The sequence below is a fragment of the Pseudomonas sp. genome (assembly GCF_026224925.1).
Lineage (GTDB): Bacteria > Pseudomonadota > Gammaproteobacteria > Pseudomonadales > Pseudomonadaceae > Aquipseudomonas.
This window is the reverse complement of record NZ_JAMFRV010000537.1, coordinates 1-11,821: the sequence shown is the minus strand read 5'-3', so window position 1 is coordinate 11,821 and position 11,821 is coordinate 1. Positions and strand designations below refer to the sequence as shown.

Genomic DNA, 11,821 nt, shown 5'->3' with positions numbered 1-11,821 from the left:
GCCAGTTGATCGAGGATTTCGCGGGCGCCAATGTCACCCGCGTGAATGATCCGTTCGCAACCCTCCAAGGCAGCAAGGGCTTCGGCGCGGAGCAGGCCATGGGTATCGGAAATCACGCCAACTTTCATGCAAAGCTCCACGCCACGCTCAAGAATGAGAACTCAGTGTACCTAAGCTTATTCTCCAAGGATCAACAGGGTTCTGTACTTGCCTCCACCCGGCGATGACCAGCCCCATCGCCATGGTGTGGCCTATCCATAGGCCTACCGGCGCGACGCTACGCTGCCGACGTCTCCGTTGACGAGCATGCAGGCATCCACTCGACATACAGCGCTTGCTGACATTACTAACACTAATTAGAATCAGTCTCATTTGAGGCGTCCTTAGCCCACGGCCCCCGACATGACTGAAGCAGCGACGCCCACTGAGCACACCTTCCATGGCCTGTACCGCGACCATCACAGCTGGCTGGAAAGCTGGTTGCGGCGGCGCATGGGCAATGCTTGGGATGCGGCCGACCTGAGTCAGGACACCTTCTTGCGCGTGCTGTCCAGCTCGCAACAAATCGCCGATATGCGAGAACCGCGGGCTTACCTGCTGACGGTGGGTAAACGCCTGTTGAGCAACTTCTACACCCGGCGCAGCCTGGAGCAGGCGTATCTGGAGGCCTTGGCGCAGTTGCCCGAAGACAGCGTGCCGTCACCCGAACAGCGCTGGCTGCTGCTCGAAACCCTGCAAGCCCTGGACGAACTCCTCGACGGCCTGCCGACGCTTGTGCGTCGTGCGTTTCTCTTGAGCCAGCTCGAAGGTATGGGCTACCGCGATATCGCCGAACGCCTGCACGTGTCGGAACGCACCGTCAAACGCTACATGGCGCAGGCCTACGAGCATTGCCTGCTGGTGGACTGGTGATTTCCAACGAGGACCGCGAGGTCGCGCGCAGGGCGGCACATTGGTTGGCCCTGCTGGAATCCGGCGGTGCCAAAGAGGATGACCACCTCAAGCTGAAGCACTGGCGCGATAGCTGCAGCAGCCACGAGCGCGCCTGGCAGAAGGCTCAACAATTGCGCCAGCGCTTTTGCGGTCTGCCTTCGAGCCTGGCGATGGCTACGCTGGATCGACCCGACGAAGCTCGGCGTGAATTCCTTAAACGCGCACTGGGCGTTGCCGCGCTGGTTCCGGCCGCCTGGTTGCTGGGGCGACAATTGCCGCTGGATGTCTGGCGGGCTGACCTGCAAACCTCCACGGGCGAACACAAGCGCTTGCCGCTGGCCGATGGCAGCACGCTGCAACTCAATACCGCCAGTGCCGTCAATGTGGACTTGGGCCAGCGACGCATAACATTGGTGCGCGGTGAAATGGCGCTTAAGGTGCCTGGCAACGTACCGCTGACCATTGAGGGGCCTTACGGTCGCATTATCGTCAGCCGAAGCGAAGTCTGCGTACGCCTCACGGCAAATGACTGCCAAGTGTCGGTGGTCAGCGGCACGGTACAACTGCAACCCTTACAGGGGGCCGGCCTGGCTTTACATTCTGGCCAGCAGGTCAGCTTACGACGGGTGGGGGCCGGGCCAATCAGCACCTTCGACAGGTTGTTGCCTGGTTGGCGCGACGGGGTGCTCATGGCACAGAATCAGCCCTTGGGCGACTTCCTGCGTGAGCTCAGTCGTTACCGTTCCGGCTTGCTGCGCTGGGAGCCGGAACTTGAAGCCCTGCGCGTCACCGGCAGTTTTCAGCTCGACGACACTGACCGCGTACTCTCTCTGCTGGTAGCCACCTTGCCGGTGGAACTGCAGTTGCGTACCCGCTATTGGGTCACGTTGACCTCTCGAAAAACTGCTCTTCGAAAAAATACTGCGTGAAGCCTGTCCCTTTTTTTCGCCTCGCCGGTCATTCCAGGTAAGTGAACAAAATACGAGAGCTTCCCCACATGTCTGCAGTATTGCCTTATCGTTTGCGCCCGTTGTTGCAGTTAGGTCTTTTGCTAACCCTGAGTTCCAGTCCGTTGTTCATTTCGGCCAGTTGGGCCGACACCACGGGCCGACGCAGTTACGAGGTCCCGGCCGGTGGTCTGGGCGCGGCGCTGACGCGCTTTGCCGGCCTTGCCGGGGTCAATCTGTCGGTGGACCCGGCGCTCGTGAGCGGGCGCAACAGTGCAGGGCTGTCCGGTGAGTACGCCGTTGAGGAGGGCTTCGCGCGCTTGCTGCAAGGTACCGGCCTGCAGCTGTTGCCGGTGGGCGAGCATGCCTACACCCTGACCCCGGTCCAGGAGGGCAGCAGTCTGCAACTGGCCCCCACCTCGATTATCGGTGCCAGCGACTCTACGGACGGGCAGGCGTATGCCGGTGGCCAGGTCGCGCGCCGTGGTTCGCAAGGCATGCTGGGCTCGCGGGACTTTATGGAAACGCCGTTCAGCATGACCACCTACACCAGCGAAACAGTCAAAAACCAGCAGGCGCGTACGTTGGGTGACTTGATCGCTAGCGACCCTTCGGTTCGCGCAACCAACCCGGCGGGTGGGCGCTATGAGCAGTTCACTATCCGAGGCTTCAGCCTGTTCAACAGCGACGTTTCGTACAACGGTCTTTACGGTATTTTGCCGACCTACACGATCGACATGGAAATGGCCGAGCGTGTGGATATTCTTAAAGGGCCGAGCCAGCTCATCAACGGCATATCGCCGCGGGGCAGCGTCGGCGGCGGCATCAACGTGGTGCCAAAGCGCGCCACTGACAAACCCATCACTGAATTCACCAGCAGCTATGCCTCCAATAACCAAGTCGGCGGTGCGGTGGATATCGGCCGCAGATTCGGCGACGAAGGCAAGTTTGGTATTCGGTTTAACGGCGTCAAGGAGTCCGGCGACACCGAATGGGATCACCAGAGTGTTGACCGCGAGATGGCTGTATTGGGCCTTGATTTTCGCGGTGATCGGCTAAGGCTGTCGACCGATATCGGCCACACCGAACGCGATACCGACGCACCGCAGGAACGGGTGCAGATAGGCGCCAACGCGAAGGTCCCGAACCCGAACGATATCCGTCGAAACTACGCGCAAGCCTGGAGCAAGGCGCGCACAAACGATACTTTTGGTGCGGTGAATGGCGAATATGACCTCAGCGATTCAGTCATGGTGTACGGCGGCGTGGGGGCACGCAAAAGCAATCATGACTTCCTCCGTCATGCCGTTGCGATCACTAACACCGTGGGTGATTTCAGCGTTCAACCGCGCGACTTTACCCGTGACGAAAACGTCAGGACGGCCGCGGCCGGCGTGCGCAACTGGTTCCATACCGGCCCGGTGAGCCATGAAGTCAATCTGGCCGCCAACTACTTCTACATGGACTTCGAAAATGGCGGCGCTCGCTACGCCGCGTCACCCAGCAACCTGTTCGACCCGGTGCAAACGCCGACGCCAAGCACCCCTACGCGATTGGATTCCAAGGTCTATACCGAGAATCACTTTAGCGGGGTGGCATTGTCCGACACGCTGGGTTTCTTTGATGACAGGCTGCTGTTTACCCTTGGCGCCCGCTGGCAGCGTGTGAAAGTTGACGACTGGACCGACGGTGTCAAAGGCGACACGGCTTATGATGAGGAAAAAATCTCCCCTTCCGGCGGCCTCCTGTTGAAGGTGACTGATCAGCTGTCGCTGTATGCCAACTATATGGAAGGCTTGAGCCAGGGCAAAATCGCCCCGTCAACTTCGGTAAACGAGGACGAGATTTTTCCGCCTTTCATCAGCCGGCAGGTTGAGGTCGGAGCCAAGTATGACTTGGGATCATTTGCCCTTACCGCGAGCGTATTCCGGATCAAACAGCCGGCCTATGAGACCAACGCTACATCGCGAGTTTTTGGCCTCAACGGCAAGCGTCGCAATGATGGGGTTGAATTAAGTGTGTTCGGCGAACCGCTCAAGGGGTTCCGCCTGCTCGGGGGGGGCATGTACATCGACAGCGAATTGAGCAACACCGTCAGCGGTACTTACGATGGCAATCGGGCACCTGCAACGCCTGAGTACAACGTCAACCTGGGGGCCGAATGGGATGTGCCGACCGTGCAAGGACTGACCCTGACCGGGCGCGGTACCTATTCCAGTTCGCAGTATCTGGACCAGGCCAACAGCAAGGAAATCGACGCCTGGGAAAGCTTCGATGTTGGCGCGCGTTACGCGTTCAAGTTCGACGACAAGGCGGTCACGCTTCGCGCCAATGTCGAAAACGTGCTGAACAAACGCTACTGGAGTTCGGCGGGGGCCTCCGATGACAGCGAGCCAGGATTGACCCTCTCAACACCCAGAACCTATCTGTTGTCGGCGACTGTCGGCTTCTGAGTTGATCGCCAGTACGCCCGACACTGCTCTTACAGGGAATTGAGGAGCTGCAATGGTATCTGTAGGAGGTTGCGCCGCCACGTCTTCGACGCCGCGCTGTCGCGCAACAAACACAGGGCAACTGTAGGAGCGCGCTTGCCCGCGATCGGGCGCCCAGTTCCATCAGCCGCCCGGTGCTGGACGAAATTAAACGGAACGCAGGTCAAACCGCTACGCCGCGCGCCTTCAATAAGGCGTGCCATTCGCTCGTTGATGTCGTAAAGCCTGGGCATACCATTCAAATTCGTCGAGAAATCTGTTCATCTGTTTGGTTGTACGTTCTTCTTTGGGCTGCCCATCATCAGCCAAGGCATCGCCGATGTGAGGGATGGAAAACAGGCTGGGAATACTCGGCATGCCCAACTCTCCGAGGATCATGCGTAGCTGCATCGCGGCGCGCACGCCGCCGAACTGTCCTGCGGAATAACAGGTGATCGCGGAAGGGCGCCACATGTACTCCTCCAGAAAGTGGTCGAGCAGATTTTTCAACGCAGGCGGAACGCCGTGGTTGTATTCCGCGCTCACCAACAGAAAACCATCGGAGCGGCGGTAAAGGGTGGCAAGTTGCTCCAGCTCGGCCGGCGCCGACCCTTTTGGGTATTCCTTATACATGCGGTCCAGCAGAGGCAGGCGAGTTACCGTCGGATCGACGAGCACCGCCTCGTGTCCACGCTTTTCAAGCGCTGCCAGGAGCAAGCGAGCGGCTTTGATACCTTGGCGATCTGTACGCACGGAGCCTAGTAATACAGCGATGGTCAGAGGCGGGGTAATGGTCATGGTGTGGGTCCTGAATAAATGGATCGTTCTACGCTGGTCGTCGCTTTAGTTGATCTCAGGTAGTTGACGGCACCGACCACTCCTTGATCATCCCGTACAACTGTTCGGCAGCATGAGACAGCACTCGTCCCCGGCGACGAATCAGACCCAGAGTACGGGAAACCTGCGGCGCTTCCAGCGGAATGCTACGCAACGTGGAGTGCGCGCTTGGCCGGGGCATTGCCAAGAGTGGTACAGCGGCGATACCTAGTCCTGCCTCCACCATGTCGACCACGGTCCGCACATGCCTCGCTTCGCAGATGGGGTGCGGCAATGTGGGTACGTCCGCCAGTGCCAAATCGAGAAGAAAGCGGTTACCACTGGCTTTGGCGACAGCGATGTAATCGTATTTCTGGATCTCTGCCCAGGTCACCGAAGGCTGTGCGGCCAGCGGATGATCATGACGGCAGGCAAGCACAAAGCGCTCTTTGAACATTGGCTCGAACTCAATGTTGATTTCCTGCGCCCCGATATAATTGATTCCGAAGTCCGCCTCACTTCGCGCGACGCTTGAAAGCGTATGGCTCGCGCCCTCATCCATCACCCGCACCAGAATTCTAGGGTAGGTGCGGCGATACTCCTTAAGCACGTCGGGCAGGAAATGGATGACCGCAGAGGGCACGCAGGCGACGGTCACTTCGCCATAAAGATGGCTGGTCCCCTCATTGATCCCCAGGAGTGAAGACTCGAAAGTGTTCAGTACCTCTCGCGCTTTACGGGCGAAATCACGCCCGACGGCAGTCAGGTCGACCCGCCGCGTGGTGCGTTCGATCAAGCGCACGCCCAGGGAACTCTCCAGCTTGGCGATGCGGCGGGAGAGAGCAGGCTGCGATAGGTGCAGGTCGAGTGCGGCGGCGCTGAAGCTGCCACGCTCGGCCACGGTCACGAACGAGCGCAGGTCACTCATCTCTATTTTATGTTCACCGCGCATAAGTCCATCCGATTCTTGCAATTAACATACTGATCCAGCTCCTTCATGATCGTTCAGTGCACAGCCAACACGTGCCGTCAGACAACCATAAGAAAGGAACACACGCATGAACTCTTTCAATCGCCGCAGTCTTTTGAAGGTTGGGGCCCTTGCCTCAATCGCCGCGGCCACGCCAGGTCTAACGTTTGCAGCTGAGACACCGAAGCAGGAACCCACAAGTCCGGTCGCCAAACCGGGTGCTGATGGTCAGGGCGTTACTCGCACCCTTGCGCGCTACATCGTGCAAGCGCGTTACGAGGATCTTCCTGCCAATGTTCGCAAGGAAGGTACACGGACCTTGCTCAACTGGGTGGGCGTAGCCGTTGGCGGATCACACCATGAAACCCTCACCCGCGCCATCGCGGCCTTGACCCCATTTTCCGGGCCCCCGCAGTCGAGCCTGCTGGGCCGATCGGAACGCTTCGACGTCATGAATGCGGCGTTCTTGAATGGCGTCGCCAGCCATATTTTCGATTTCGACGACACCCACCTCAAGACCATCATTCATCCCGCCGGTCCGGTGGTGTCGGCGATTCTGGCGCTTTCGGAATATCACCCGGTGACCGGCAAGGAATTCCTTAATGCGCTGATCCTTGGGGTCGAAACAGAGTGTCGTATCGGCAATTCGGTCTATCCCAATCACTACGATGTGGGTTGGCACATCACCGGTACTGCTGGCGTATTCGGCGCAGCCGCGGCGGCCGGCAAACTGCTGGGTCTGACTGAACAGCAGATGGTCTGGGCACTGGGGTTGGCGGCATCACAGCCGGTGGGGCTGCGTGAATCCTTCGGCTCGATGAATAAAAGCTTCAACCCAGGGCGGGCCGCCAGCAATGGTTTGTTCGCAGCCTTGTTGGCTGCCAAGGATTTCACCAGTTCAGACGCGATGATTGAAGCCAAGCGTGGCTGGGCGCATACCATCAGCACCAAGCAGGACTTTTCCGAAATCACCGACGGCCTGGGCAGCCGCTATGAATCAGCGCTCAACACCTACAAGCCGTTTGCCTGCGGCATCGTGATTCATCCCGCCATCGACGCTGCTATCCAGTTGCGAAATGAAAACTCGCTGACCGCAGACCAGATCGCTCGAATCGATCTCAAAGTGCATCCTCTTGTGCTGGAGTTGACCGGTAAAAAAACGCCGAAGATAGGCCTTGAGGGCAAGTTCAGTATCTACCACTCGGTGGCGGTCGCCATCATCCAGGGGGCGGCCGGGGAACGCCAATACAGCGACAGTGCTGTGCTTGATCCGACGGTTATTGCTTTGCGTGACAAGGTGACCGCCACGATCGACCCGGCCATCAAGCCAGAGCAGGTCGACATGACTATCACCTTGAAAGACGGACGCACACTTCACAAGTTTATTGAGCATGCCATCGGCAGCCTTGAGGTGCCGATGACCGATCAACAGTTGGAGGCGAAGTTTCTCGACCTGGCCAAAGGCATTCTGCCGGACGAGCAGGCGCACAAGCTCATCGCGACGTGCTGGGGCGTCGAACAACTCGACAGCGCGGCCGACATTGCCAAGGCAGCGACCGTTACCGGCTGACTCTCATCCCATCGAACCGTCGGACCGCTACCCAAGTAGCATACGTCGCCGCCCACAGCCTTCGTACACTCGTGCCTCATACATGCGCACCTGCGGGAGGCGACGATGCAGCAGGTTCAGAGCGAAGGTGTCGTCAGTGCGATGTCCCAGGCGACCGATGCCCAACAGGTGGCTCAGGAGCTGGCGCGGCAGTTATTGCATCCGCATTTGGGCTTCGTGTTGTTTTTCTGTTCGGCTGAGTACGACTTACAGGCGCTGGGCCAGGCCTTGCAGCAGAGTTTCGGCGGGATTCGACTGGTGGGTTGTACCAGCGCCGGGGAAATCACCCCGTTAGGTTACGGTCGCAACTGCGTGACGGCGGTGGGTTTCGACCATCGGCATTTTTCCATTGATGCCGAACTGATCTCTGAGATGGAGCGCTTCAGCCTGATCGACGCCCAGCAATTGGTCGAGCGCCTGGTCAGTGGCTGTCGCAGCAACACGTTGGCGCCCATCAAGGGCAACAGCTTTGCGCTGACGCTACTCGATGGTTTATCCAGCCGTGAGGAAATGGTCCTCGCGGCGTTGAGCGCGGCGTTGGGTGACATTCCGCATTTCGGCGGCTCGGCTGGCGACGATAACTACCTGACCGATACCCACGTCTATTTCGGCGGTGAATTCCATAGCGGCGCAGCCGTGGTGGTGCTGGTCAACACTTGGCTGGATTTCGAAGTATTCACCACCCACCACATCCTCCCAAGATCGGAAAAACTGGTGGTCACCGCGGCTGACAGCGCCTCGCGCCGGGTTTTTGAACTCAACGCCGAACCCGCCGCCGAGGAGTACGCCCGGCACATCGGCGTGCCCGTGGCCGAGCTTGATCATCGGGTTTTCGCCGCACACCCGCTGGCCGTGCGGATCAACGATCAGTATTACGTGCGGGCTATCCAGCAGGTTCATCCGGACCTGAGCTTGAGCTTTTACTGCGCGGTAGAGAACGGCATCGTCCTCACGGTCATGACGCCAGGCCTGATGCTACCCAATCTGCAAACCTTGTTCGACGGATTGAAGGAGCGCCTCGGGGATCTATTGCTGACGATCGGCTGCGACTGTTTTCTCAGGCGTCTGGAGCTGGAAGACGGCGACAGTCTGGAGCAGATCGGAAGGTTTTTGCGCGACCAGCGGGTGATGGGTTTCAACACCTACGGAGAACAGTTCAATGGCATGCACATCAACCAGACCTTCACCGGGGTTGCCATTGCCCGAGGCCGGTCCCCTGGAAATCACTGAGCTTCAGGCGCAAGTCGCCAGCCTGCGGCATGAAAATCACAAATTGCAGTGCATCAATGGCGCGTTGATCGAACGGATCGAGTCCGGTATCACCCGTGGCAACGACCCGTACGCGGCGTTCCAGCATTCTGTGGTGCTGGCCGAGCAGGTCCGCGAGCGTACCGATGCCTTGAACCAGGCGATGGCCGAACTCAAGTCAGGCAACCATTTGCTCAGCGAAGCACGCCTGCGCGCAGAAACGGCCCATCAACATTTGATCGATGCCATCGAGAGCATTTCCGACGCTTTTGTGTTGTTCGACGCGGAGCAGCGAATTGTGTTGTTCAACAGCCGTTTCAAGGCATTTTGGGGTAATAGCCGGGTGCGGATCAACGCCGGCATGCGCCTGGCCGAGGTCAAGCGGCTGATGATGTCCACCGGCGTTTTCACCGAGGAGCCGCGCGGACAGGCTGACGAAAACCTGTTGTTTCGCTTGCAAAACGGTCGCTGGTTGCAAGTGAGTGAGCGGCCGACTCAGGAAGGCGGGCGGGTGATCCTTTTCACTGACATTACCGACGTCAAACTCAGCGAAACCGTGCGCCGCGAGCAAGCGTTGGCGCAGAAATCACATTTATTGCAACGGGCCGTCGACAACCTGTCTCAAGGCGTGGCGATGGTCAACGCCGAGGGCATATTGGAATTGTGGAACCGGCGTTTTCTCGAACTCAGCGGTTTGGCGCCAGTGGCGGCCCACCGGCCATTCGCCGAAGTCATCGCCGACAGCGAATTGAACCTGCTGACCCCTGCCAGTCGTGATGGCAACGGGCGGCATGTGCAGGAATGCGAACAGCGCCTCGACGATGGCCGGGTGCTGGAAATTCGCACCCATCCGCTGCCCACCGGCGGCTTCGTCAATACGTTCACCGATATTACCGAGCGCTACCAGCACGCCGAAGCACTGAGTGAAAGCGAGCGCTGGATTCGCCTGATCACCGACCATGTACCGGCGCTGATCGCCTACCTTAATGCCGATCTGGTCTACGAGTTCACCAACAAGGTCTACGAAGAATGGTACTGCTGGCCTCGGGGCGTGATGCTCGGGCAGAGCCTGCTCGAAGTACACAGCGAGCAGCATTACCAGCGCCTGGAAGCTTACGTTGCCCGGGCGTTGGCCGGTGAGAGCGTGACGTTCGAGTTTGCCGAAACCAACATCAACAATCAGGAACGCTACATGCTGCGCTCTTACGTGCCCAATCGGCTGGCCACCGGGGAAGTGGTGGGGATTTTCGTGTTGATCCGCGATATCACCGAGCGCCGCCGCACTGCCGAGGCGCTGCACCAGGCTTATCAGAATCTGGAACTGCGGGTTCGTGAGCGTACGGCGGAACTGACCACCCTCAACGACCAGTTGCTGCGCGAGATCGACGAGCGTCGTCGAGCGGAATCACGCCTGCGCGAAGCTAAGCTCGAAGCCGAGCAGGCCAACCTGTCGAAGACCAAGTTTCTCGCCGCCGTCAGCCACGACCTGCTGCAACCGCTCAACGCCGCGCGGCTGTTTACCAGCGCCTTGCTGGAACGCCGGGAGCCGGTGGCCAACGAAGTTCTGGTGCGCAATGTCAGCAACTCCCTGGAAGACGTGGAAAACCTGCTGGGTACGTTGGTGGATATTTCTAAGCTCGATGCCGGGGTGATCAAGGCCGATATTGCTCCGTTCGCGTTGAGCGAGCTGCTGGAAAACCTCGCCGCCGAGTACACCCAGGTGGCGCGCAGTGAAGGACTGGAACTGCATTTCATCCCCTGTTCAGCGCTGGTACGCAGCGATATTCAGTTGCTGGCGCGAATTCTGCGGAACCTGCTGAGCAATGCGATTCGCTATACCTACAGTGGTCGCGTGGTGCTCGGTTGCCGGCGCCATCATCAACGCTTGTCCATCGAAGTGTGGGACAGCGGCATGGGCATTGCCGAAAACCGTCTGGAAGAGATTTTCCAGGAGTTCAAACGTGGCGATGTGCAGCGCCCGGATCAGGATCGCGGATTGGGCTTGGGCCTGGCGATTGTCGAGAAAATCGCCGGGATTCTCGGGCACCGGATTCACGTGCGGTCGTGGCCGGGCAAGGGCTCGATGTTCTCCGTCGAAATACCGCTCAGCGCCACAGCGCCGAAGGCATTGCCAAGTTTATTGATGAGTGAGCCGATGCTTGAGCGCCTGCGGGGTGCCCGAGTGTGGGTGCTAGATAACGACGCGGCGATTTGCGCGGGAATGCGCACCTTGCTGGAGGGTTGGGGTTGTTTGGTGGTGACGGCGTTATCGGAGCAAGACCTGGCTCGGCAGGTCGACAACTATCACGACGAAGCCGACTTGCTGATTGCCGATTATCACTTGGACAATGATCAGAATGGTGTGGATGCTGTGGCTCGTATCAATGCCCGTCGTGCGTCAGCGATTCCGGCGATGATGATCACTGCCAATTACAGCAACGAACTCAAGCTGCAAATCCGTGAGCTGGGCCACACCTTGATGCATAAACCGGTACGGCCGATGAAGCTCAAGACCGCAATGAGTCATTTGCTTGGCAGGCCTTGAGGTTTCCGGTGCCTGTGAGGCCCCATCGCGAGCAAGCTCGCTCCCACAGTTGACCGAGTCGACTCAGATCAAATGTGTGCGAACTTGTTCGCGAATGAAGCAACGCGGTCTGTCTGATGTACCGCGTTGTCTGCTTCCCGAACAAGTTCGGTCCCACAGGGTTCTCGGCACGGGGCAGAAGTTGGGGCAATTCGCAGATCTGGTGGGAGATTCTATGGTGGTGATCAAGCCATAATCGCGCTTTTAGTGTGATATTCGCTCTGATTTTTCATCAGGGAGAAT

The 11,821-nt window shown here is 58.9% G+C and carries 9 protein-coding genes; 6 read left to right on the top strand and 3 right to left on the bottom strand.

The features are described from left to right. Positions 1-128, bottom strand: a 128-nt coding sequence (locus M0974_RS22685) for a metallophosphoesterase family protein (RefSeq protein ID WP_297842083.1), incomplete at its 3' end; no start/stop codon positions are given. Positions 129-402: 274 nt separating this feature from the next. Here M0974_RS22685 and M0974_RS22680 point away from each other — a divergent pair. The 3 genes from M0974_RS22680 to M0974_RS22670 all read left to right on the top strand — a co-directional run bounded on the left by M0974_RS22680 (position 403) and on the right by M0974_RS22670 (position 4,333). Beyond that, on the top strand, positions 403-912 hold the full coding sequence (locus tag M0974_RS22680; RefSeq protein ID WP_297842077.1) for a sigma-70 family RNA polymerase sigma factor: 510 nt from the start codon (positions 403-405) through the stop codon (positions 910-912). Then, complete coding sequence (locus M0974_RS22675; protein ID WP_297842074.1) at positions 909-1,862, top strand: FecR domain-containing protein; 954 nt, start codon at positions 909-911, stop codon at positions 1,860-1,862. The genes M0974_RS22680 and M0974_RS22675 overlap by 4 nt, the downstream gene beginning before the upstream one ends. Positions 1,863-1,930: 68 nt before the next feature. After that, positions 1,931-4,333, top strand: a complete 2,403-nt coding sequence (locus M0974_RS22670) for a TonB-dependent siderophore receptor (RefSeq protein ID WP_297842071.1) — start codon at positions 1,931-1,933, stop codon at positions 4,331-4,333. A gap of 225 nt (positions 4,334-4,558) precedes the next feature. On the opposite strand, the gene M0974_RS22665 is transcribed toward M0974_RS22670, so the two are convergent. Together M0974_RS22665 and M0974_RS22660 are read right to left on the bottom strand one after the other, a co-directional pair. Beyond that, complete coding sequence (locus M0974_RS22665; RefSeq protein WP_297842067.1) at positions 4,559-5,149, bottom strand: NADPH-dependent FMN reductase; 591 nt, start codon at positions 5,147-5,149, stop codon at positions 4,559-4,561. 55 nt (positions 5,150-5,204) lie between these two features. Then, on the bottom strand, positions 5,205-6,119 hold the full coding sequence (locus M0974_RS22660; protein WP_297842065.1) for a LysR family transcriptional regulator: 915 nt from the start codon (positions 6,117-6,119) through the stop codon (positions 5,205-5,207). A gap of 106 nt (positions 6,120-6,225) precedes the next feature. Between M0974_RS22660 and M0974_RS22655 the strand changes: the two genes are divergently transcribed. From M0974_RS22655 to nahK, 3 genes are all read left to right on the top strand, one after another. Further along, the gene (locus M0974_RS22655) at positions 6,226-7,707 is read left to right on the top strand and encodes an MmgE/PrpD family protein (protein ID WP_297842063.1); all 1,482 of its coding nucleotides are present in this window, start codon (positions 6,226-6,228) and stop codon (positions 7,705-7,707) included. 105 nt (positions 7,708-7,812) lie between these two features. Beyond that, complete coding sequence (gene nosP / locus M0974_RS22650; RefSeq protein WP_297842059.1) at positions 7,813-8,976, top strand: nitric oxide-sensing protein NosP; 1,164 nt, start codon at positions 7,813-7,815, stop codon at positions 8,974-8,976. Continuing rightward, complete coding sequence (nahK, locus tag M0974_RS22645; RefSeq protein WP_367279041.1) at positions 8,945-11,539, top strand: hybrid sensor histidine kinase/response regulator NahK/ErcS'; 2,595 nt, start codon at positions 8,945-8,947, stop codon at positions 11,537-11,539. The genes nosP and nahK overlap by 32 nt, the downstream gene beginning before the upstream one ends. Positions 11,540-11,821: the final 282 nt, after the last annotated feature.

Excerpts from the sequence above, each read along its gene's own strand:
- M0974_RS22680 (WP_297842077.1), top strand. The coding sequence starts at position 403 with ATGACTGAAGCAGCGACGCCCACTGAGCACACCTTCCATGGCCTGTAC.
- M0974_RS22655 (WP_297842063.1), top strand. The coding sequence starts at position 6,226 with ATGAACTCTTTCAATCGCCGCAGTCTTTTGAAGGTTGGGGCCCTTGCC.
- nosP (WP_297842059.1), top strand. The coding sequence starts at position 7,813 with ATGCAGCAGGTTCAGAGCGAAGGTGTCGTCAGTGCGATGTCCCAGGCG.
- M0974_RS22670 (WP_297842071.1), top strand. The coding sequence starts at position 1,931 with ATGTCTGCAGTATTGCCTTATCGTTTGCGCCCGTTGTTGCAGTTAGGT.
- M0974_RS22665 (WP_297842067.1), bottom strand. The coding sequence starts at position 5,149 with ATGACCATTACCCCGCCTCTGACCATCGCTGTATTACTAGGCTCCGTG.
- M0974_RS22660 (WP_297842065.1), bottom strand. The coding sequence starts at position 6,119 with ATGCGCGGTGAACATAAAATAGAGATGAGTGACCTGCGCTCGTTCGTG.